A 20,221-nucleotide genomic window follows, 5' to 3' on the forward strand; every position below is an offset into this window, starting at 1 on the left:
TCCTGTATCTGGCCGTCGGTCCGCGGGCTGGTCCGGGGGACCTAGGCTGGGGCCCGGACATTCGATACGGAGGACCCATGCCTGAACTGCGTTCCCGGGCCACGACCCATGGTCGCAACATGGCCGGAGCCCGCGCCCTCTGGCGCGCCACCGGCTTGACGAACGAGGACTTCGGGAAGCCGATCATTGCGATCGCCAACTCGTTCACGCAGTTCGTCCCCGGCCACGTACACCTCAAGGACATGGGCCAGTTGGTGGCCGAGGCAGTCAAGGAGGCCGGCGGCATCGGTCGGGAATTCAACTCCATCGCCGTCGACGACGGCATCGCGATGGGCCACGACGGCATGCTGTACAGCCTGCCCAGCCGCGAGCTGATCGCCGACTCGGTGGAGTTCATGGTGAACGCGCACAAGGCCGATGCGCTGGTGTGCATCTCGAACTGCGACAAGATCACCCCCGGCATGCTGCTCGCCGCCCTGCGCCTCAACATCCCCACCGTCTTCGTGTCCGGTGGCCCGATGGAGGCCGGCACGGCGGTGATCCACGCGGACGGCACCGCCGAGACCCGCTTGGACCTGATCGATGCCATGGTCTCCGCGGTGGACCCCAACGTGACCGACGACGAGATCACCCGGATCGAGGAGAATGCCTGCCCGACCTGCGGCTCGTGCTCGGGCATGTTCACCGCCAACTCGATGAACTGCCTCACCGAGGTGATGGGCCTGTCGCTGCCGGGCAACGGATCGACCCTCGCCACCGCTGCGGCCCGCAAGGGCCTGTTCGAGCGGGCCGGAGCCCTGGCCGTCGACATCGCCAAGCGCTACTACCACGAGGGCGACGAATCGGTGCTGCCCCGCAGCATCGCCACCAAGGACGCCTTCACCAACGCGATGACGCTCGACATCGGCATGGGCGGGTCCACCAACACGATCCTGCACCTGCTCGCCGCCGCCCAGGAGGCCGGCGTCGACTTCGACCAGGACGACATCGACGCGCTCTCCCGGCACACTCCCTGCATCTGCAAGGTGGCCCCGAACACGCACAACTACTACATGGAGGATGTCCACCGGGCCGGCGGCATCCCGGCGATCATGGGCGAGTTCGCCCGTGCGGGGATGCTGAGGAGCGGCGTCCACGCGGTGCACAGCCCGGACCTGGCCAGCTGGCTGGACGACTGGGACATCCGCAGCGGCAGGACCACCGACCAGGCGCTCGAACTGTTCCACGCCGCCCCCGGCGGGGTCCGTACCACCGAGCCGTTCGGCTCGACCAACCGCTGGAAGACCCTGGACACCGACGCGGAGAACGGCTGCATCCGCTCGGTGGAGCACGCGTACACCACCGACGGTGGCCTGGCGATCCTCAAGGGCAACATCGCCGTGGACGGCTGCGTGGTGAAGACCGCCGGCGTCCCCGAGGACCAGTGGACCTTCAGCGGGCCCGCCAAGGTGACCGAGTCCCAGGACGAGGCCGTCGAGGCGATCCTGGGCGGCCGCATCGTCGCCGGTGACGTGGTGATCGTGCGGTACGAGGGTCCCAAGGGCGGACCGGGCATGCAGGAGATGCTGTACCCGACGTCCTACCTGAAGGGCGTCGGGCTCGGGCCGAAGTGTGCGCTGGTCACCGACGGCCGGTTCTCCGGCGGATCCTCGGGCCTGTCGATCGGCCACGTCTCCCCGGAGGCGGCCTCCGGCGGTGCCATCGGCCTGGTCGAGGATGGCGACATCATCGAGATCTCGATCCCGGATCGTACGATCAACGTCAAGCTGTCCGACGAGGAGCTCGCCGCCCGCCGCGCAGCGCGGGACGAGAAGGGCTGGAAGCCGGTGAACCGTGACCGGCCGCTCTCGAACGCGCTGAAGATCTTCGGCGCCCTGGCGCAGTCGGCGGACAAGGGCGCGGCCCGCCGCCAGCTGGACTGACCAGCCCTCCGGGCACCCCGGAACCGACAGCGACAAGGGCCACCACGCACATCGGCGCGTGGTGGCCCTGTCGTCCTTGCGGGCGGTCATGGATACTGGAACATCGTCGTTTCCGTCGCCCACCCGTGGAGGAGGTCCGCCATGAACGTTCTCATCGTCTGCGAATCGAGCTTCGGCAACACCCGTCACGTCGCCGAGGCGATCGCCGCCGGACTGAGGAAGGAAGGCCACCAGGCCCATCTGTACCCCGTCGACCAGGCACCGCGGGAGATCTCCAGGGACGTCGACCTGCTGCTGGTCGGCACCCCGACCCACAACATGACGATGACCACCGCCGCCACGCGTGCGCGCGCGGTCGACGAGGGGGCGACCGAATCCCCGACGATCGGCATCCACGAGTGGATAGAGCTGGTCACCCCGATGCGGCACCTGCCGGTCCGCACCTTCGACACCCGTACGACCGGTGGTTTCCTGCCCAGCGCGGCCAGGGATGCGACCCGTGCGCTGAAGTCCAATGGCTTCCACGCAGCCAAGACCGGACAGTCGTTCCTGGTCGACCCGATCACCTCTGGATTGCGTGACGGGGAGCTGGAGCGCGCCCTCAACTGGGGGATGTCGCTGGGCTCGGTCGTGTCCGGCACCCCGAGGGCCGGCTGAGGGGCGTCCTTGCCGCACCGTCCGGTGGACCGGCCTCTGGTGGGTAGTCCGGCCGCTGGGTAAGGTCAACCTCAGATCGCAGGCCGGGCGGCGCTCGCACTGCGAGCAGCTCAGCCGTCCGATCACCACTCGTAGCCCGAGCACCACTCGGCATTCCCGAGCAACACTGAGGAGTCACCTATGGCATCGACCGCTTTGAAGGGCAATCCCGTCGCGACAGTCGGCGAGCTGCCGACCGTCGGCTCGAAGGCCCCCGAGTCCTTCCTGATCGGATCCGACCTGGCCGCCATCACCCGGGAGTCCTTCGCGGGGCGCCGCATCGTGCTGAACATCTTCCCCAGCATCGACACCGCCACCTGCGCCACCTCGGTCCGCACGTTCAACAAGCTGGCCGCCGACCTGGACAACACCAGCGTCGTCTGCGCCTCCGCCGACCTGCCGTTCGCGGCGAGCCGCTTCTGCGGGGCCGAGGGCCTCGAGAACGTGGTCACGGGCTCGTCGTTCCGCTCGGACTTCGGCCAGGCCTTCGGCGTGACGATGACCGATGGCCCGCTGGAGGGGCTGCTGGCCCGCTCCGTCGTGGTGCTCGACGTCGACGGCACCGTGCTGCACTCGCAGCTGGTCCCCGAGATCACCGAGGAGCCGAACTACGACGCAGCGCTCGCCGTCCTGGCCTGATCAGACCTGCCCGAACGCCCGGCCCCTCACGGGCCGGGCGTTCGGCGTCCCCGAGGAGCACCCCGTGACCCCTGACTTCTGTCCCTGCCAGAGCGGCCGGACGTACGACGACTGCTGCGGCCCGCTGCTGGCCGGTGCCCGCACCGCCACCACCGCCGAGGAGCTGATGCGCTCGCGCTACACCGCGTTCGCCCGCGGCGACGCCGATCATCTGCTCCGTACCTGGGCTCCCGCCACCCGACCCGAGCCGCTCGACCTCGACGACGGCCTGGCCTGGCGGCGACTGCAGGTGCTGGAGACGACGGCCGGCGGCCCCGGCGACGAGGAGGGATGGGTCCGGTTCATCGCCCACTACCGCTCCGGGACCGATCGGGGAACGCTCAGCGAGCACAGCCACTTCGTCCGCCTGCGCGGATCCTGGTACTACCTGGACGGCGAGATCGGCTGATCTCCGGCCATCAGGTCGATCAGGCGGCGCAGGTCGGTGATCCGCTCGCCGTCCTCGACGACGGGGATACCCGGCGTCTCGAGGATCACGCAGTCCAGCCCCACCTGGCGGGAGGCGACCGCATCGATCGCCCGGTCACCGACCGCCAGGCAGTCGGCCGGGTCCAGGCCGTTGCGATCGAGCACGGCACGGTACATCTGCGGGTCGGGCTTGCGCGGGAACCCGTCACTGGCACACACCAGGTCGTCGACGTCCAGACCGGTGGCGGCGAGCAGGGCCGACGCGCTGGTCCGGTCACGGTTGGTCACCACGATGTTGCGCCCGCCGACGGAACGTACGTGCGAGAGCACCTCCCTCGCCCCGGCCATCACCGGGGGTGGGGTGGTCGTCCAGGACCGCTTCAGCCGGGCGTACGCGGCATCGAGGTCGGTGTGCGGGACCCCGTAGCGCTCCGACAGTTCGTCGATGGCCACCGCGATCGCCCGGCGGGTCAGCCGCGCCACCAGGTCCTCCTCGATCGGCTCGCCGTGAGCGCGCACCACCCGGGCGAGCGTGCGGTCGACGGAAGGATAGGTGTCGATCAGGGTGCCGCCCATGTCCCAGACGATGCTGTGGTACCTCACCCGGCCATTCTCCCCGATGCCGGAGCTTGCCGCGGGGCCAACCTCGGTCCTGGCCGGGTGCGCCGACCGGCAGCGGTCGGGCACGGGGGGCCGGCGGGGGCACTAGGGTGGGCCTGCCGGAGGCCTCTCCGGGCAGCGGACAACTCCAGACCCCAGGGGGATCACACCATGATGCAGTCGTTCAGCCGCCGAACCATGTTGGCGGGGACCGGCCTTGCCGCCGCCGCGATCGGCACTCCGCTGCTGGGTGGCTGCTCGGGGACACAGTCCGCCGCCGGTGGCCTGTCCACCTCGCGCGTGCCCGTAGGCGGGGGACTCATCCTCGAGGCCGACCACAAGGTCGTCACGCAGCCGACGGCCGGGACGTTCAAGGCCTTCAGCAGCACCTGCCCGCATGCCGGCTGCGCCGTCAGCCGGGTGACCGCGGAGTCGATCGAGTGCACCTGTCACGGCAGCCACTTCTCCCTGGCCGACGGCGCGCGCATGAGCGGCCCGGCGACCACCGGACTGACCGAGGTGCCCGTCACCGTCGCCGGCGACACGCTCACCATCGGCTGAATCCGGCACGCCTGCCGCTGGGCCAGGTGCGTCCAGGCCTGCTGGCCGACGCTCGTGGCAGGCCACGGGACTAGACTGTGACAAGGCACACATCCGGGCGCGTTCCGGGTTCCCGGATCAGATCGGTGCCGGGGGGGAGCGCAACATGTCGTACGTCATCACTCGACGAAGCCTGCTCGGCGGGACAGGTCTGGCCGTCGCAGCAGTCACCGGTTCATCCTTGTTGGCCGGGTGCTCCGATACCTCGGGCGGCTCGGGCTCGGGTGGCATCCCGGTCAAGGACGTGCCGGTCGGGTCGGCGTACATCCAGCAGAACGGCGACTACGTGGTCATCCAGCCGACCGCCGGGCACTTCCGTGCCTTCAGCAGGGTCTGCCCGCACGCCGGCTGCAAGGTCAACAAGGTGGAGGGTGACAACATCGTCTGCCCGTGCCACGGCAGTCGGTACTCTGTGGTGGACGGCAGCCGGGTCAGTGGACCGACGCCCCGGGGCCTGACCGAGGTGCCCGTCAAGGTCGATGGGAAGACTCTGGAGGTCGGGTGAGTGCAGACGTCGTGGCCACGGTGGTGGCGGGCCTGCTGGTTCTGGTGGGCCTGGTCGGCATCGTGGTCCCCGTCCTGCCCGGGACCATCACCGTCCTCGTGGGGCTGCTGCTCTGGGCGGTTGTCATCGGTGGCCCGATCGGCTGGGTCACCTTCGCCATCGGCGCGGCCTTCTGCCTGGTCGGCGTCACGGCCACGTACGTCCTGACCGGTCGGACCCTGAAGCGCGCCAGCATCCCGAACCGATCGGTCGTCATCGGCCTGCTGGCCGGTGTCGTGGGGATGTTCGTGATCCCCGTCGTGGGGCTGCCGATCGGCTTCGCCGCCGGCCTGTTCCTGTCCGAGCTTGCACGTGTCCGCGAGCCGGCCACTGCGCTGCGTACGTCGGGGCAGGCGCTGCGGGCCACGGGAATCGGCATGCTCGTCGAGTTCGGGTGTGCCAGCGCGGCCGGGATCGTCTGGATGGCCGGCGCCGCGGTCCGCTTCCTCTGAGCCGGACCGCATCACCGGCTCACGACCCGGGAGGTCTCAGGCCGCCGCCGACGTACTGAGCGCGTGGGTCCGGGTGTAGCCGGTGGCCAGGTCGGTGATCCGTACCCGGACGATGCCGTTCGCGTCGATCTCGTACCGCTCCTCGACCATCGGGCCGTTCGTACGCCGGATCTCCACCGTCGTGACATCGGCCCCCTCCGACTGGAGGGCAGGGTCGAACGGGAACAGGATCTGGGCGAACGGCATGATGTCGCCGCGAGGCTCCCCCGACCGGTCGACCTCGGTGTACTCCACGAAGCGGTACCAGCCGACGTTGTGGGCGGCGCGATAGCGGCGCGTGATGACCACGTCACCGTGCTCGGGCACCCGCTGGTCCCGGGTGACGATCGGATCGAAGCTGACCGTCGTGCCGGCGTCCGCCTCACGGAAGACGCCGAAACCGCGCGACAGCTTGTCGGTGAGCGAGTAGCCGGCGTCCTCGTCGGCCGCGATGGCCAGGCCGATCGCCGTCGAGGCGGCCGGATAGGGGGAGCGGTACACCCGTCGGCCGAAGGTCTCACGCAGGAGCCGGGGGACGAGGGGAAGCCCGGAGGCGCCGCCGACCAGGTAGATGCCGGCGATGTCGGAGGCCAACGTGGAGCTGCCGTCGAGGTCCTCCACGAGGGGGGCCATCGCCTGCATCGAGGCCTGGACCAGCGGGGTGGCGCGTTCGTAGAAGTCGGCGACCGGCACCGTGAGCTGCTGGCCGTCCAGCTCGAGCAGGATGCGGCGGGACTGTGGCGACAGGTGCTCCTTGGCGTCCCGGCAGTCGTCCAGCAGGGCAAGGTAGGTCCGCAGGTCGATGTCGTCCAGGGTGAGGCCGGCGGCCTCGAGCGCGCAGTCGGCCAGGGCGGCGTCGAAGTCGTCGCCCCCGAGCATGTTGAGGCCCAGGGAGCCGACGATCTCGTGGTCGACGCCGTCCACGCTCACCAGCGAGGCGTCGAATGTGCCGCCACCCAGGTCGTACACGATGACCCGGGTCCGGCGGGAACTCAGGGTGCGGCCCTGGCGGTGGGTGTACTCGAACCCCGCGGCGGAGGGCTCGTTCAGCATCGCGGAGACCGCGAACCCTGCGCGGCGGAAGGCCTCCAGCGTCAGGAACCGCTGCGCGCCGTGGGCGTGGGCGGGCACCGCGACGACGGTCGCCTCGGCCTGTGCCGGGTCGTACTCGTCGCTGATGCTGGAGTTGGTGGCGAGCGCCTCCTTCAGCGCCCCCAGGTACCCCACCATCAGGTCGAGCAGGGCCACCTCCCGGTCACCGACGGTGATGGTGGTGTGGGCGTTCACGTCGCCGGCGCCGAGGGCACGCTTGAAGGACCGCACCAGGGTGGCGCCGTTGTTCGCAGCGGTCAGGGCATCGAAACCGTACCGGAGCCGGTCACCGTCGAGGGCGACGACTGAGGGGAAGTACTCCTGGGCGTCCCCCGCGGCATCGGGGAAGCTGACGACGGGGTAATTGCCCCGATCGACGAGGGCCACCGTGGTGCGGGTCGTGCCGAAATCTATCCCGAGACGCATACGAGGAGCCTACCAACCCTCGGGACCTCCTCGAACTGTCGCCGGGGGCTGTCCCCGGACCTAGTAGAGGGTGAGCGCCCAGCGTGCCGTACCGGCCCAGGCACAGGCCCACAGCACGCTGACGAAGGTGCCGATGATGAACCGTTCGGCGGCTGCACTCGTCGTCGCCTTGAGCTCCGGGTACCTGGCGAGGGCCTTGACCGCCACGCTGACCGCAACACCGTTCGGGTAGCCGGCGGCGATGCTGACGAAGACGGCCAGCCGCTCGAGGTTGCCGATCCAGCGGCCCCCACGCAGGATGCTGCCGGCGGCCTGCAGGCTGGCCGGCGACTCCTGTCCGGGTGGTGTCCCGGCTCCTCCTGGGGTGTCGGCGCCCGGCTGGCCCGGTCCACCGGTGGGTCCGGAGCCGATGCCCTCGGGCCGTTCCGGAGCCGCGGACAGCGCCCGTCCCGCGTCGGCCCGGTCGATCCGGCGGAACACCCACGTCACCAGTGGGCTGCCGGGCAGGACCGCGACCGCGCCGAAGGCGATCATGACTCCGGTGTCGAGCAGGAGGTGGACCAGGTCGGGCATCACTGTGCTCCTTCGGTGGCGGCACGGGCGAGGAGCTCGGCGGCGAGCGCCGCTCCTCGGCGTCCCTCGGAATAGGCGGCGCGGGCGGCTCGTTGGCTGGCGGCCGAGGGGGAGATGCCAAGTCCGGCGGCGGCCGCCCGGTTGGTGAGCCCCCGGTCGAGCAGGTCGCAGACCTCCCAGCCCTCGGGGGAGCGGCGGGACAGCAGGTATCCCCACAGCAGGAGGGCGGTCTCCGCCTGCCAGCCGGCCCGGCCCGGGTCCTCCGCCGGGAGGTCCTCCCTGCTGTCTCGGACGGCCAGCCCGACGGGGTTCCCCCGGGCGGCCTCGATCGCCTCCCGGGCTGCGAGGTAGGCCCCGCCACGCGCCGCCCGGGTCGAGTCCGGCAGCGGCCGCTCGACCGGGCCGACCCCGATGCCGATCCTCCACTGTCCCTGCCGCAGCAGCACCTGCAGGGTGGCGACGACGGCGTGGGCGGAGGAGAGCAGGCCCTGGATCTCGTCACCGGCCGTACGTTCGAACCCGAGCAGCACGTCCTGCTGCGGGAGCGCCGCCAGGGCGTCCAGGGCGGCGGGGACCGCGTCGGCGCCCCGGCGACTACGACGCTGGTCGGCGGTCACCACGAACGGGGTCATCAAGCCCTTGTCCTTCATATCTCACAATTTAGCCCAGAAGCTTCATGGATCCCATGCATCGGGACGGCCCCCCGCCTGTCCCTGTTCCACATGGGAGCACCCGGGGCCGATCAGCTGGCGCACCCGCCTGCAACGCGAAAAGCTGTGTCCACACCCGCTAATGCATGCCACGACCAGGAGGACCCAGTGTCGGACCCCGAAGACCGCAAGTACATGCTGACCAACCACAACCTCGGACTCGACCTGATGCGAGCCACCGAGGCTGCCGCCCTCGCCGCGGCACGCTGGGCGGGACGGGGGCAGAAGGAGTCCGGCGACGGGGCGGCCGTGGGAGCCATGCGCGAGATCCTCTCGCACGTACGGATCGACGGCACGATCGTGATCGGCGAGGGTGAGAAGGACGAGGCCCCGATGCTCGCCAACGGCGAGAAGGTCGGCAACGGCGATGGTCCGGCGATGGACATCGCCGTCGACCCGGTGGACGGTACCCGCCTGCTCGCCTGGGGGATGCGCAACTCGATCGCGCTGCTGGCCGGCGCCGAGGGCGGGTCGATGTACAACCCGAAGGAGTGCTTCTACATGGAGAAGCTCGTCGTCGGTGCCGACGCCGCCGACGTGATCGAGCTGGACGCCCCCATCGCCGAGAACCTGCGCCGGGTCGCCAAGGCCAAGGGCAAGGGCGTGGACCAGATCACCGTGGGCGTGCTGAACCGCGAGCGCCACAACGACCTGATCAACGCCATCCGCGAGGCCGGCGCGGCCACCCGCCTGTTCACCGATGGTGACGTCGCCGCCGCCGTGATGGCGGCGCACCCGGACATGCCGGCCCTGGACATGATGGCCGGCATCGGCGGCAGCCCGGAGGGCGTCGTCACCGCGTGCGCGATGAAGGCCCTCGGCGGACGGATCCTGGCCCGGCTGTGGCCGACCTCCAGTGAGGAGCGCCAGCGTACGATCGACGCCGGCCACGACCTCGACCGGATCCTCGACACCAACGACCTGGTCACCAGCGACAACACCATCTTCGTGGCCACCGGTATCACCCCGGGCGACCTGGTGGAGGGTGTCACCTACCTGCCCAACGGAGGCGCGCACACCCAGTCGATCGTGATGCGGTCGGCCTCCGGCACGATCCGCTACGTCGACGCCTACCACCACCTGGACAAGGTGGAGGCCTACCGCCAGCGCCACGAGGTCGCCGGTATCGACTGGAAGTGAGACCTGGAATCCCGCTGTCCGCCTTCGCCGGCGGACAGCGGGACCCGGAATGGACCCAAGGAACGACAGAAGGATGGCGGTGGACCAGGTCCACCGCCATCCTTCTGTCGTTTGGAGCACTCGGGCGGCGATCGTCGAGGAGCGCCGCCCGAGTGCGGGGCCGACTACGTCAGAACGGTCGTGAAGCGCTCGTTGAGCTCGCGGGCGTGGTAGAAGATGCCCTTGCCGAGCTGGTCGACGGTCCACGTGACGGTGGGGCGGTCGGCGAAGGACAGGTAGCCGCCGGCGAAGACCTCGTTGCGGTTGCCGGCCGGGTCGAAGAAGTAGACCGTCTTGCCGCGAGTGATGCCGTGGCGGGTCGGGCCGACGTCGATCGGGACATCGTCCATCGACATCAGGTCGGCGGCGCGGTTGACCTCCCAGCCCTCCTCCAGACGGAAGGCGAAGTGGTGCAGCTTGGCCTCGGGGCCCTCGATGAACGCGAGCTGGTGGATCTGGTTCGACCCGGTCATCCAGCAGCCGATCTTGTGGGCGTCGTCGTCGAGCGAGGTCGCGACCTGCTCGGCGGTCCAGAAACCGAAGACGTCCTTCATGAACTTCTCCATGAGCGCGACGTCCGGGGTGGTGATCAGCGAGTGGTCCAGCGCGGGGGCGCCGATGCCACGCAGGTCACGCGGGAAGGCCTCCGGGTTGACGTTGCCGACGTCGACCTGGCCACTGGTGATGTCGTGGTAGACCTCGAAGACGTGGCCGGAAGGCGTGAAGATGCGGACACCGTCACCGACCTCCAGGTTGTCGCCCTTGGAGAAGCGCTCGGTGCTGGCACCGAACTTCTGGGCGTTGTTCTCGATCTCGGCCAGGTCCTCGGCGTACTGGGCCTTCCAGCCGTACTTGACGACGCCGACGCCGCCCTCCTCGAGGACGACGGAGTGGTGGTCCCACTCGTCCCAGCCGCGGAAGTACACCTTGTTGTCGACCGCGGCGACCTCGTTCAGGCCCAGCGTCTGGGTGTAGTGCTGACGAGCTTCGGCCATATCGGTGACTCGCACGTGGGCATAGCCCATACGCATGATTGCCATGATTACTCCTTCGTACGATGGCGGCGGTCCCCCGTCCGGTCCCCGAGGGGGCCCGGCTCCGGGTGTGGACCGTGACCTGAACGCTAGCTGGCCCGAGCTGTGATCCGGGTCACGATTCCGTCTTCCGGCACGCGCCCCCGGACTTCGGGCATTAACCGGGGTGGAGGCTGGGCAATACCCGAGGCCTATCGACTGCGGCACGGGTGGAACCACCCCCTGCCGGAAGCGGGAATGTTCGGGCCGGAGGGGGCGTTCTACTACTGAATGCCCGCGAAGATCCGGAGGAAATGGTGACCACGTCGAACCCGCTCTTTTCCTACGAGAGCCATGTCGACCCGCGCCCCGTACGTGCCCACACCCTGGTGGTGACGATGGGGAGCTTCGTCGACGCCGGCCATATCCAGCGATTGGTCAACGACCAGGTCACCGACCGGCTCGAGAACCACCGCCTGGGCCACTTCGACGCCGACACCCTCGTGGACTACCGCGGCAACCGGCCGCCGATCGTCTTCGCCCACGACCACTTCACCCGGTACGAGGCGCCCGAACTGACCCTGGTGCAGGCCACCGACGCCAAGGGCACCCCGTTCCTGCTGCTCACCGGACCGGAGCCGGACTTCCGCTGGGAGGAGATGGCCGCAGCCATCGAGCGGATCATCGACGACCACGAGGTTCGCCTCACCGTGATGGTGCAGGGCGTCCCGATGCCGACCCCGCACACCCGTCCGGTGCACGTGACCCAGTGGGCCAGCCGTCCCGAGCTGATCCCGGACAACCGCCCGATGTTCGGCACGATCGCGATGAGCGCCGCCTTCCCGGCCATGCTCGCGGTCCGGCTGGGGGAGGCGGGCCACGACGTGATCGGCCTTTCGGCCGGCATCCCGCAGTACCTGGCGCCCGGTGACTACCCGGACGGCGCCATCGCCGCCATCCACGCCCTGGGCTCGGTCTCGGAGCTCGCGCTCCCCACCGCCGGTCTCGAGCTCGTCTCGGGTGCCGTCCGCGCGGAGATCGACAAGCAGGTCGAGCAGTCCGAGGAGGCCCGCGAGATGGTCGCCGAGCTGGAGGCCAACTACGACCGCTTCACGGCGCGCCACCCGCTGCTGCCGGCCGCCGACGCGGCCGACCTCCCCACCGCCGACGAGATCGCCGCCGAGGCCGAGAAGTTCCTGCGCAGCCTCGACGAGCCGCCGGAGGAATGACCTCGCGGCAGTCCAGACCGGGCCGGTCTGCGCGGAGCGCCGCCGTCTGCCGGGCACGCACGCCCGGGGTGCCCGCCATCGGCCGCGGATGGGGTCGTACGCTGGTCGGTGATGAGCACTACATCTGTATCCACGGCCCCGACCACGTCCGACCTGCTGACCGGATGGGGTCGCACCGCGCCCTCCCGCGCCGACGTGCTGCACCCGTACGACGTCGAGACGCTGGTCGACGCCGTACGGCGGGCGGCAGATCGACGGTCCGAGGGCGGGCGCGGCGTCCTGGCCCGCGGCCTGGGACGCTCGTACGGCGATGTCGCACAGAACGCCGGCGGCCTGGTCATCGACATGACCGGCCTGGCCACGATCCACTCGATCGACCCGGACGCCGCAGAGGTCGACGTGGACGCCGGGGTCAGCCTGGACGCGCTGATGAAGGCGGCCCTCCCGTACGGGCTGTGGATCCCCGTCCTGCCCGGCACCCGCCAGGTGACCGTCGGTGGGGCGATCGGCAACGACGTCCACGGCAAGAACCACCACAGTGCCGGCTCGTTCGGCGACCACGTGCGGTCCATGCAGCTGCTGGTGGCCGACGGCCGGGTGCTCGAGGTCTCGCCGGAGGGCACGCCGGACGACCCGGACGCCTCGATCTTCTGGGCCACGATCGGCGGCATCGGCCTCACCGGCATCATCCTGCGCGTACGCCTGGCGATGACCCGGACCGAGACGGCCTACTTCATCGCCGACGGCATCGTCACCCACGACCTGGACGAGACGATCGCCGTGCACTCGGACGGGTCGGAGTCGCGCTACGAGTACTCCAGCGCCTGGTTCGACGCCATCAGCGCCCCGCCGAAGCTCGGACGAGCGGCCATCTCGCGCGGCTCGCTGGCGAAGCTGGACCAGCTTCCGGCCAAGCTACGCAAGGATCCGCTGGCCTTCGACGCCCCGACCCTGCTCACGCTCCCCGACGTCTTCCCGAACGGGCTGGCCAACAAGGTGACATTCGGTGCGCTGGGCACCGCCTGGTACCTGAAGAGCGGCAACTACACCGGCAAGGTGCAGAACCTGACGCAGTTCTACCACCCGCTCGACCTGTTCGGGGAGTGGAACCGGGCGTACGGCACCGAGGGGTTCCTGCAGTACCAGTTCGTCGTCCCGCCGGCGGCGGTCGAGGAGTTCAAGAGCATCATCGGCGACATCCAGAGGTCGGGTCACTACTCCTTCCTCAACGTGTTCAAGCTCTTCGGACAGGGCAACCCGGCCCCGCTCAGCTACCCGATGCCCGGCTGGAACGTCTGCGTCGACTTCCCGATCCGCCGCGGCCTGGACACCTTCCTGAACGAGCTGGACAAGCGGGTGCTCGAGTTCGGCGGACGGCTGTACACCGCCAAGGACTCCCGCACCAGTGCGGAGAACTTCCACCGGATGTATCCCAGGCTCCAGGAGTGGATCGCCACGCGTCGCCGGGTCGATCCCGAGGGGCTGTTCGTCTCCGACATGGCCCGACGCCTGGAGCTGGTCTGACCTCCGGCGGCCGTCGGCACCGTCGCCGTCCCGGGTCGCCGGGCGCGGAGACATCCGGCACCCGGCCGTCCTGCGGCACGACGACCGGTGCCCGCCATTGGGCGGCCGCGTACGCTCGACATATGCCGCAGACCTCCGCAACCTCCCAGGATCCCGCCCGGTCGACCCGACCGAGCGCAGCCGAGCGCTTCCTGGCGATGCGGCTCCGGCTGTGGCGGCTCCTCCCGGGCTGGCTGCGGCGGATCCTCCCGGAGAGCTTCATCGGGTTCGCGATCCTCAACCTGACCACGTTCGCGGTGGACATGGCAGTGCTGGCCGCCCTGTTCCGCCTGGCCCAGTTGCCTTACCCGCTGGCCACCACCATCGGCTACCTGACCGCGCTGGTGCTGGCGTACTTCCTCAACCGCTGGCTGAACTTCCATTCCCATGGCGCTGTCGGTCCCCAGTCCGCGCGCTACGTCTTCGTGGCCGCGGTGAACTACTTCGCCCTCCTCCAGGGCGTGGGCAGCGGGCTGCAGGCCCTGGGCGTCAACTTCCTCCTCGCGCGGATCATCGCCGCCTGTTGCGAGGGGATCTGGACGTACGTCGGGATGCGCTGGATCGTCTTCCGCACCGATGGACGCAGCGAGGCCCCGGCCGCACCGGCAGCCTCCACGACCTCCGTCTCCACGACGGCCGTCTCCACGACTGCCGCGGCCACCTCCGGGGCCGACCCGGAGGACGAGCTGGAACAGGCGCCGGTCCGGTCCTGAACCGGGATCGATCCTGGGCCGGGATCGAGCGGATCCCATTCCTTCGAGGGGGCCAGATCTCAGCGCTTCGAGGGGGCCCCGTCGCCCTCGGGAGCCGCGGGGCCCGTCGGCTCGGCGTCCGGGTCGACCGCTGACGGCGGAACCGAGCCACGCAGCAACGTACGGCGCAGCACCCAGTCGATGATCGGCCCCAGCGCCATCCCGGCGGCGATCGCCACCACGATGCCGAGGAACTGGTGGTGCTCGAACCATGCTCCGGCCAGGCTGCCGACGAGCACGCAGTACATCGCCCACAGGGACGAGCTGACCGCCACCACCTTGCGGTAGCGGTGCCGCGAGTAGCCGACCAATCCGCACATCATGTTGATCGCGATCCGCACGCCGGGGATGAAGCGGCCGATGATGATCAGGGTGGCGCCGCGGGCGAACAGTTCCTTGCGGGCCCAGGCGAAGGCCCGGGCGATCTTGGGCCGCTGGAACAGCCGGTTCTCGTGCAGCCAGCGCATCCGCCCGATCTGGTAGGCGATGTTGTCGCCGCACCAGGCGGCGAGGGCGGACACCAGGAACAGGACCAGCAGTAGTCCGCGGTGGCCGTGCACGAGGACCGACGCCATCGAGATCACCAGGGACTCGCTGGGCACGACCGGGACCACCGCGTCGAAGATGATGAACGGCACCAGTGCCAGGTATCCCCAGACCGATGTTGCGGCACCGAGGATGAAGGCGGTGATGTCGTTGAGCATGCGGTCGTCGTCTCCCAGGGTCGGTCCCACCAGTCTGGCATGTCCGCGCAAGGCGTCCGGAGCCCGTGCCGGCCGACGGGCGCTAGGGTCGTGCCATGGCTGAGACAGAGAACGAGAAGCCCGTCGTCGACCTCCCGCAGGGGCCTGCGCCGGTGAACCTGGAGATCAAGGACCTCTCGGTGGGTGACGGTCCCGCCGCGGCCAAGGGCGACACGGTCCGGGTGCACTACGTGGGAGTGGCCCTGGGGACCGGCCGGGAGTTCGACTCCTCCTGGGAACGTGGCGAACCGCTCGCCTTCACCCTCGGTGGCCGCCAGGTGATCCGTGGCTGGGACATGGGCATCAAGGGCATGAAGGTCGGCGGTCGGCGCCGACTGGTCATCCCCAGCTTCCTCGGCTACGGCTCGCAGGGGGCCGGGCCCGAGATCGCTCCGGGGGAGACACTGGTCTTCGTCTGCGACCTGGTCGGCATCGGCGACGAGGGCTGAACCGACGCCGTCCGCCGGTACCGGCGCCGCCTACGATGGGCCGCCTACGATGGAAGGCGTGGCCTGCTGGGCAGGTGGTGACGGACCGGAGGACCTGTGGAGACTGCACTGATCATCTTCGGCGTGCTCGCGGTGATGGCCGCCCTCGCCGGCGGCGCAGCGCTGAGCGTGCTCGTCCACCGGGCCGTCGTGACCTACCGGGCGCGGCGCCCGATCACCATGGGTGAGCGGAGCACGACACCTGCCGAGGTGTTCTGGGAGGCCCGGGAACTGTCCGAGTCGCCCCACGTCCGGGCCATCGCCAGGCGCGACATCGGTACGTCCGAACAGGCCGTGCTGGCGGTCCAGGAGACCTTGGCCTCGCTGCCGCCGAACCATCGGGCCGACGCGCGGCTGCAGCACGAGCTGCTGAGCTCGGCCCGCGCGGCGCGCGCCTCCACCACCGACGGCGTCCGGCTGGCCGAGCAGGGCAGCCCCCGGGAACTGGCGGCGGGCGTCTCGGAGGGGCTGCTCAACGCCCTCTCGCAGACGGCGCTGCCCGGTCGTCCCGCGATCACCGCCGCGCTGGAATCGGGTCGGACCGCCCAGGCGATCCCCGGGACCGGGATCGAGGCCGTGGACCGGGCCGTGCGGAGCGTACAGGGCTGGCTGGGGACGTACGTCCCGGTCGCCGCGCGCCCGGGTTTCAACGCCCTGGGCGGCACCGTCGGCCAGCTGACCTCGGGCCTGGGTGCGATGGCGCGTGACCTGGCCCAGTCGTTCAGCTCCTCGACCGGCTTCGACTTCGGGGCACTCGGTACCTCGACCGGTCCCGCGGGCAGCAGGCTACTGCGCTCGATGGACGACCTCGGCCAGCAGGTCTCGCCCGCGATGCTGCACCAGCTCGTCGAGCGCAGCGACGAGGCCGTCGCCCACGTGACCGCCTGCGTCGACCAACTGGAACGCGAGTTCCGCCCGGCCGGCCGGCGCGAGACCTGGCGCCGGACCTACTGGCCGAGCCTGGGGGACGTCGTCGCCCAGGACGCCCTCGTGCACGGCCGCCAAGTGCTGGTGCGCGAGAACGAGACGCATCGGGCCCTGCAGGACGCGGTCCGGTCACTCGACCTGGCCGAGGCCCGGGTCCGCGGCACCGCCTGGGCACTGGTCCAGCGCGACGTCCGACCCGGCACGTTCGTGGGACCGGACCTGGCGTCGTTCGCCGGACAGCTGGAGGACTACGTCAGCGAGCAGCGCCGGTCGTCACGCTGACCCCTGGTCGGGGATGGGGAAACGCGCACCGATCATCCCGCCCACCATGGCGCGCAGGGGCCCGGTCAGTCCCTGGCGTACGTGCTGAAGAAGTTGCGCAGGAACCGACGGGCATGTGGCACGGGGGAGCGCCGGGCGACCTCCTTGAGGTCCTCCGACTCGTGCGGCTCGAAGTAGCCGTGGTGCTTGTACTCCTCGATCCGCGTGCAGAGCCCATCGGCGTCCAGCTCCGGATGGAACTGGGTGGCGTACACGTGCTCCTTCACCCGGAACATCTGGACGGGGCAGGCATCCGACGTCGCCAGCAGCACGGCGCTCGCCGGCAGCTCGCGGACCGCCTCCTTGTGGCCGACGAACGCCTCGAAACGACTCGGGACCCCCGCGCATACAGGGTCCTTGCGGGCGGCCAGGGTCAGCTCCACGGTCACCGGACCGACCGGCTCGCCATAGGTGCGGTCGATCACGGCACCCTGGTGCGAGCCCAGCGTGCCGATCCCGTAGCAGGCACCCAGGAAGGGGAAGTCCTGCTCCACCACGTCGTCGAGCACCCGGGCGAGGTCGGCCTCCACCCGCAACTGGAGTTCCGACTTGGTCTCGACCGGATCAGAGGAGTTGAACGGGCTGCCACCCAGGACGATGCCGGAGTACGCGTCCAGGTCAATGGTCTCCAGCGGGGTCCGGTCCAGCCGCATCCAGTCGAGCTGGCCGGGCTTGAGCCCACCCAGGCGGGCGAAGGCCGCGAACTCCTCCTCGGCGATACCGTCCTCGGCCCGGGTGGCCAGCAGCAGAAAGGGGCGCATGGGTGCATTGTGCCGTGTCGTGGGGGCCGATGGCCCGGTGCGCCGCTGCGTGGCACGCCGGCGAGTGCTCCCGCGCCAAATTCCGGCCTGCCATCGGGGAGTGGATAGCATGCTTCGTGTCCGGACGGTAGTGGAGGAGACGGTGATGGAGACCTTGGCGGCACTGGTCTCGCGCACCTCGTCCGGCTGGCTCGATGCGATGGCGCTCCACCTGGACGTGGCCCGGATGCTGCAGGATCCGCTGGGCCAGACGGCCGCGATCCTGGTCGCCGTCGGCGCCTGCCTGTCGACCCTGCTCGGCCGGTCCGTGGTGCTGGCCGTCAACCGGATGCGACGACTGGGACTGCTCTTCGCGCTGCTGCTGAACTTCGGCACCCTGGTGCTGACCTACGTGGTGCTCGGCCTCCTCGTCTGGGGCGCCGGCACCGCGATCCTCGACGTACGGGCGGATCCGCGCGATGTCACCTGGGCGGTGGTATGGGCCGCCTCGCCGCTGGTGCTCGGGTTCGCCACCGCGATGCCCATCCTGGGTATTGCCGTCGACCGCGGTCTGGGGCTGTGGTCGGTGCTGATCCTGTGGTCCATCATCGACGACGTCTACGGCACCAGCGGTCTGGCCGGTGGAGCGATCGCGGTTGGTGCCTGGCTGGTCACCTGGTTGCTGCAGAGCCTGTACGCCCCTCTGCTGGCCCGCGCCCGGGACTGGATCTGGCGGCGCGCGACCGGCCGCCCCCTGTACGACTCCGCGCGCTTCGTCCTCGACCAGGCCAGCATCGACTTCAGCGAGTCCCAGCTCGACTGGCCCGCCGCCTCTCCGGCGGGCGAGGCCATCGAGGCCTCCCGCGGCACCCCGGCCGTGTCCCACCCCGGGGAGCGCCGGACCGGCGCGGGCGAGAAGCACCGCGGGAGGAGGCGATGATCACCCAGGTCCTGGTGGGGTTCCTCCTCCTCTTGCTCTTCTTCGTCCTGATCGCGCCGACCGAGTCGATGCGGTGGTGGGCCACCCAGAGTCCCGACGAGGCGCAGGAACGCGCGGACCGGGTCTCCGACCTGCTCAACGCCGCAGAGGGCGGCCAGGACGACAAGCTCAGCTACATCGTCTACATCTCGGGGGTCGGGGCGTTCGAGCCGGAGGCGAGCCTGGCAGGGGAGCGCCCGCTGCTCGAGGCGGTCCGAACCAGACTGGACGGCATCGGTCTGGTCAGCCAGATCTACCCCTACTCGATGACCAACCAGGGTCTGTTGGAGGCGCGCCTGAGCAGCTGGTGGTGGCGGATCGTGCAACGGCACACCGCCGGTGGCCCGGCGGCTCCGCTGGCCCGGATCGTGATCAACTTCCGCAACGCCCTCCAGGTGGGGGTGTCGCTGGACCGCCGGTACGGGCCGCTGTACTCCCTCGGCATCGCCAACGTCATCTGGGACGAACTGCTCGAGGCCGGCTACCACCCCGCCGACCAGCGGCCGATCGTGCTGCTGTCCTGGAGCGGCGGGGCCCAGATCGCCCTGGGTGCCAGCTGGTACCTGGCGGCCACCGGCGCACCGGTCCACCTGTTGTCGATCGGCGGCTTCATGGACTCCGATCCGGGCTTCGACAAGCTCACCCACGCCTGGCTGTTCAAGGGCACACGGGACTGGGTGCAGGGCGTGGCCCGGCTGTTCCCGGGACGCTGGCCGATCAATCGCACGAGCTCCTGGAACCGCGCCCTGGCCGAGGGACGACTGTCGATCAGTACGATCGGGCCGCTCAAGCACCTTGGCCGCGGCAGCTACCTGTCGCAGGGAGTGAAGATGCCGGACGGACGGACGGGCCGGGAGATCACCACCGACACCATCTGCGAGACCCTGATCGGGGCAGGCCTGGCGGTGCCGCGGGCGCCGGGCAAGCAGCCCGAGCCGGTCAAGCCGCCGGCGACGAGCGCTCCGGCCGTCAGTCGTGGTGTCCCGCGAGGGACGCCAGGTCGACAGTCCCGGACCTGACCAGCAACGGCAGGATGAGATCGTTCTCCTTGGCCTGGTGGGAGTCGAACGTCGCGGACAACGCCCGGCCCCAGGCCGCGGCGGCCAGAGGCGGGTCGATCTCACGTACCGCGTCGGCCATGGCGCGGATCAGTACGTGCTCGCGCAGCATGGCATCGATGAGCAGGGCGGCCTCGGGTAGCCCGGCGGCAGCGGGGTAGGTGCCCCGTTCCTCCTCCTCCGCGTGCGGCAGCAGCACGTCCTCGGTCCAGGCGACCAGTGCGGCGCGCTCCCGCGAGGAGTCCCGGCCCTCGAGGGCGGCGGCCCGCAACTCGGTGGCCAGCCGCTCCAGCTCGACGACCATGTGCGCATGGTGGTGACGCATCTGCTCGGCGACGGCCTCGTTGCTGCTCATGGGATTCTCCCTTCGGTGTCCTCCGGCCGATCCGGGGTGTTGCTTCCAGCCAACACCGAAGCGCGTGAGGATGGCTGCCCTTTCGCCCAAATCGCCGGCAGCTTACGGTGGGA

23 protein-coding genes are annotated in these 20,221 nt (G+C 70.1%); 15 read left to right on the forward strand and 8 right to left on the reverse strand.

Annotated elements, in window-relative coordinates; translation table 11 throughout:
* Positions 1–77 precede the first annotated feature (77 nt).
* The 4 genes from ilvD to GA0111570_RS07215 all read left to right on the forward strand — a co-directional run bounded on the left by ilvD (position 78) and on the right by GA0111570_RS07215 (position 3,705).
* On the forward strand, positions 78–1,922 hold the full coding sequence (gene ilvD / locus GA0111570_RS07200) for a dihydroxy-acid dehydratase (RefSeq protein WP_092608547.1): 1,845 nt from the start codon (positions 78–80) through the stop codon (positions 1,920–1,922).
* A 141-nt stretch (positions 1,923–2,063) separates the two neighbouring features.
* Positions 2,064–2,579, forward strand: coding sequence for a flavodoxin family protein (locus GA0111570_RS07205; protein ID WP_092608550.1), 516 nt, complete (start codon positions 2,064–2,066; stop codon positions 2,577–2,579).
* Positions 2,580–2,759: 180 nt separating this feature from the next.
* Complete coding sequence (gene tpx, locus GA0111570_RS07210; RefSeq protein ID WP_092608553.1) at positions 2,760–3,257, forward strand: thiol peroxidase; 498 nt, start codon at positions 2,760–2,762, stop codon at positions 3,255–3,257.
* Between the two features lie 64 nt (positions 3,258–3,321).
* Positions 3,322–3,705: a YchJ family protein gene (locus GA0111570_RS07215; protein ID WP_092608556.1), complete on the forward strand. Its 384-nt coding sequence runs from the start codon at positions 3,322–3,324 to the stop codon at positions 3,703–3,705.
* Here GA0111570_RS07215 and GA0111570_RS07220 read toward each other — a convergent pair.
* Positions 3,681–4,328, reverse strand: a complete 648-nt coding sequence (locus GA0111570_RS07220) for an HAD-IA family hydrolase (protein ID WP_245703058.1) — start codon at positions 4,326–4,328, stop codon at positions 3,681–3,683. The genes GA0111570_RS07215 and GA0111570_RS07220 overlap by 25 nt on opposite strands.
* A 168-nt stretch (positions 4,329–4,496) precedes the next feature.
* Here GA0111570_RS07220 and GA0111570_RS07225 point away from each other — a divergent pair, with 168 nt between their 5' ends.
* From GA0111570_RS07225 to GA0111570_RS07235, 3 genes are all read left to right on the forward strand, one after another.
* A complete protein-coding gene (locus tag GA0111570_RS07225) occupies positions 4,497–4,886 on the forward strand; it encodes a Rieske (2Fe-2S) protein (RefSeq protein ID WP_092608562.1) in 390 nt (129 codons plus the stop codon).
* A 145-nt stretch (positions 4,887–5,031) separates the two neighbouring features.
* Positions 5,032–5,430, forward strand: a complete 399-nt coding sequence (locus GA0111570_RS07230; RefSeq protein WP_092608565.1) for a Rieske (2Fe-2S) protein — start codon at positions 5,032–5,034, stop codon at positions 5,428–5,430.
* Positions 5,427–5,921, forward strand: a complete 495-nt coding sequence (locus GA0111570_RS07235; protein WP_092608568.1) for a DUF456 domain-containing protein — start codon at positions 5,427–5,429, stop codon at positions 5,919–5,921. The genes GA0111570_RS07230 and GA0111570_RS07235 overlap by 4 nt, the downstream gene beginning before the upstream one ends.
* Positions 5,922–5,957: 36 nt before the next feature.
* Here the strand turns inward: GA0111570_RS07235 and GA0111570_RS07240 are convergent, their stop codons facing one another.
* Genes GA0111570_RS07240 through GA0111570_RS07250 form a run of 3 tightly spaced genes read right to left on the reverse strand, consistent with a single transcriptional unit; the run spans position 5,958 to position 8,701 of the window.
* Positions 5,958–7,478 carry an Hsp70 family protein gene (locus GA0111570_RS07240; protein ID WP_092608571.1) on the reverse strand — a complete coding sequence of 507 codons (1,521 nt, stop codon included), beginning with the start codon at positions 7,476–7,478 and terminating at the stop codon, positions 5,958–5,960.
* Positions 7,479–7,538: 60 nt separating this feature from the next.
* Complete coding sequence (locus GA0111570_RS07245; protein ID WP_092608574.1) at positions 7,539–8,051, reverse strand: hypothetical protein; 513 nt, start codon at positions 8,049–8,051, stop codon at positions 7,539–7,541.
* Positions 8,051–8,701, reverse strand: a complete 651-nt coding sequence (locus GA0111570_RS07250; protein WP_245703059.1) for a hypothetical protein — start codon at positions 8,699–8,701, stop codon at positions 8,051–8,053. The genes GA0111570_RS07245 and GA0111570_RS07250 overlap by 1 nt, the downstream gene beginning before the upstream one ends.
* 168 nt (positions 8,702–8,869) lie before the next feature.
* Here GA0111570_RS07250 and glpX point away from each other — a divergent pair, with 168 nt between their 5' ends.
* Positions 8,870–9,901, forward strand: coding sequence for a class II fructose-bisphosphatase (gene glpX / locus GA0111570_RS07255; protein ID WP_245703060.1), 1,032 nt, complete (start codon positions 8,870–8,872; stop codon positions 9,899–9,901).
* Between the two features lie 164 nt (positions 9,902–10,065).
* Here glpX and GA0111570_RS07260 read toward each other — a convergent pair whose 3' ends face one another.
* The gene (locus tag GA0111570_RS07260; protein WP_092608577.1) at positions 10,066–10,980 is read right to left on the reverse strand and encodes a catechol 2,3-dioxygenase; all 915 of its coding nucleotides are present in this window, start codon (positions 10,978–10,980) and stop codon (positions 10,066–10,068) included.
* Between the two features lie 290 nt (positions 10,981–11,270).
* Between GA0111570_RS07260 and GA0111570_RS07265 the strand changes: the two genes are divergently transcribed.
* From GA0111570_RS07265 to GA0111570_RS07275, 3 genes are all read left to right on the forward strand, one after another.
* Positions 11,271–12,182: a PAC2 family protein gene (locus GA0111570_RS07265; RefSeq protein ID WP_175557375.1), complete on the forward strand. Its 912-nt coding sequence runs from the start codon at positions 11,271–11,273 to the stop codon at positions 12,180–12,182.
* Positions 12,183–12,293: 111 nt separating this feature from the next.
* Positions 12,294–13,706 carry a decaprenylphosphoryl-beta-D-ribose oxidase gene (dprE1, locus tag GA0111570_RS07270; RefSeq protein ID WP_092608583.1) on the forward strand — a complete coding sequence of 471 codons (1,413 nt, stop codon included), beginning with the start codon at positions 12,294–12,296 and terminating at the stop codon, positions 13,704–13,706.
* A gap of 122 nt (positions 13,707–13,828) precedes the next feature.
* Positions 13,829–14,458, forward strand: a complete 630-nt coding sequence (locus GA0111570_RS07275) for a GtrA family protein (RefSeq protein WP_092608586.1) — start codon at positions 13,829–13,831, stop codon at positions 14,456–14,458.
* Positions 14,459–14,517: 59 nt separating this feature from the next.
* On the opposite strand, the gene GA0111570_RS07280 is transcribed toward GA0111570_RS07275, so the two are convergent.
* Complete coding sequence (locus GA0111570_RS07280; protein WP_175557376.1) at positions 14,518–15,201, reverse strand: DedA family protein; 684 nt, start codon at positions 15,199–15,201, stop codon at positions 14,518–14,520.
* Positions 15,202–15,296: 95 nt separating this feature from the next.
* Here GA0111570_RS07280 and GA0111570_RS07285 point away from each other — a divergent pair, with 95 nt between their 5' ends.
* Both GA0111570_RS07285 and GA0111570_RS07290 read left to right on the forward strand, forming a co-directional pair.
* Positions 15,297–15,689 (forward strand): FKBP-type peptidyl-prolyl cis-trans isomerase, encoded by a 393-nt coding sequence (locus GA0111570_RS07285; RefSeq protein ID WP_092608592.1) that lies wholly within the window; start codon positions 15,297–15,299, stop codon positions 15,687–15,689.
* Positions 15,690–15,785: 96 nt separating this feature from the next.
* The gene (locus tag GA0111570_RS07290; RefSeq protein ID WP_092608595.1) at positions 15,786–16,937 is read left to right on the forward strand and encodes a hypothetical protein; all 1,152 of its coding nucleotides are present in this window, start codon (positions 15,786–15,788) and stop codon (positions 16,935–16,937) included.
* Between the two features lie 65 nt (positions 16,938–17,002).
* Here GA0111570_RS07290 and GA0111570_RS07295 read toward each other — a convergent pair whose 3' ends face one another.
* Entirely contained in the window at positions 17,003–17,737 is a 735-nt protein-coding gene (locus GA0111570_RS07295) for a glutamine amidotransferase (RefSeq protein ID WP_092608598.1), read from the reverse strand.
* A 145-nt stretch (positions 17,738–17,882) separates the two neighbouring features.
* Here GA0111570_RS07295 and GA0111570_RS07300 point away from each other — a divergent pair, with 145 nt between their 5' ends.
* Together GA0111570_RS07300 and GA0111570_RS07305 are read left to right on the forward strand one after the other, a co-directional pair.
* Complete coding sequence (locus GA0111570_RS07300) at positions 17,883–18,656, forward strand: hypothetical protein (RefSeq protein WP_092608601.1); 774 nt, start codon at positions 17,883–17,885, stop codon at positions 18,654–18,656.
* Positions 18,653–19,714 carry a hypothetical protein gene (locus GA0111570_RS07305; RefSeq protein ID WP_092608604.1) on the forward strand — a complete coding sequence of 354 codons (1,062 nt, stop codon included), beginning with the start codon at positions 18,653–18,655 and terminating at the stop codon, positions 19,712–19,714. The genes GA0111570_RS07300 and GA0111570_RS07305 overlap by 4 nt, the downstream gene beginning before the upstream one ends.
* Here GA0111570_RS07305 and GA0111570_RS07310 read toward each other — a convergent pair.
* Entirely contained in the window at positions 19,665–20,108 is a 444-nt protein-coding gene (locus GA0111570_RS07310; protein WP_092608607.1) for a hemerythrin domain-containing protein, read from the reverse strand. The two genes, GA0111570_RS07305 and GA0111570_RS07310, sit on opposite strands and share 50 nt — an antisense overlap.
* Positions 20,109–20,221: the final 113 nt, after the last annotated feature.

The organism is Raineyella antarctica (assembly GCF_900092135.1).
GTDB classification, from domain to species: Bacteria; Actinomycetota; Actinomycetes; order Propionibacteriales; family Propionibacteriaceae; genus Raineyella; species Raineyella antarctica.

Bases quoted from the DNA above. Each gene is read 5' to 3' on its own strand.
- ilvD (WP_092608547.1), top strand. From the start codon at position 78: ATGCCTGAACTGCGTTCCCGGGCCACGACCCATGGTCGCAACATGGCC.
- GA0111570_RS07205 (WP_092608550.1), top strand. From the start codon at position 2,064: ATGAACGTTCTCATCGTCTGCGAATCGAGCTTCGGCAACACCCGTCAC.
- tpx (WP_092608553.1), top strand. From the start codon at position 2,760: ATGGCATCGACCGCTTTGAAGGGCAATCCCGTCGCGACAGTCGGCGAG.
- GA0111570_RS07225 (WP_092608562.1), top strand. From the start codon at position 4,497: ATGATGCAGTCGTTCAGCCGCCGAACCATGTTGGCGGGGACCGGCCTT.
- GA0111570_RS07230 (WP_092608565.1), top strand. From the start codon at position 5,032: ATGTCGTACGTCATCACTCGACGAAGCCTGCTCGGCGGGACAGGTCTG.
- GA0111570_RS07240 (WP_092608571.1), bottom strand. From the start codon at position 7,478: ATGCGTCTCGGGATAGATTTCGGCACGACCCGCACCACGGTGGCCCTC.
- GA0111570_RS07245 (WP_092608574.1), bottom strand. From the start codon at position 8,051: ATGCCCGACCTGGTCCACCTCCTGCTCGACACCGGAGTCATGATCGCC.
- GA0111570_RS07250 (WP_245703059.1), bottom strand. From the start codon at position 8,701: ATGAAGGACAAGGGCTTGATGACCCCGTTCGTGGTGACCGCCGACCAG.
- GA0111570_RS07260 (WP_092608577.1), bottom strand. From the start codon at position 10,980: ATGGCAATCATGCGTATGGGCTATGCCCACGTGCGAGTCACCGATATG.
- dprE1 (WP_092608583.1), top strand. From the start codon at position 12,294: ATGAGCACTACATCTGTATCCACGGCCCCGACCACGTCCGACCTGCTG.
- GA0111570_RS07275 (WP_092608586.1), top strand. From the start codon at position 13,829: ATGCCGCAGACCTCCGCAACCTCCCAGGATCCCGCCCGGTCGACCCGA.
- GA0111570_RS07280 (WP_175557376.1), bottom strand. From the start codon at position 15,201: ATGCTCAACGACATCACCGCCTTCATCCTCGGTGCCGCAACATCGGTC.
- GA0111570_RS07285 (WP_092608592.1), top strand. From the start codon at position 15,297: ATGGCTGAGACAGAGAACGAGAAGCCCGTCGTCGACCTCCCGCAGGGG.
- GA0111570_RS07295 (WP_092608598.1), bottom strand. From the start codon at position 17,737: ATGCGCCCCTTTCTGCTGCTGGCCACCCGGGCCGAGGACGGTATCGCC.
- GA0111570_RS07300 (WP_092608601.1), top strand. From the start codon at position 17,883: ATGGAGACCTTGGCGGCACTGGTCTCGCGCACCTCGTCCGGCTGGCTC.
- GA0111570_RS07305 (WP_092608604.1), top strand. From the start codon at position 18,653: ATGATCACCCAGGTCCTGGTGGGGTTCCTCCTCCTCTTGCTCTTCTTC.
- GA0111570_RS07310 (WP_092608607.1), bottom strand. From the start codon at position 20,108: ATGAGCAGCAACGAGGCCGTCGCCGAGCAGATGCGTCACCACCATGCG.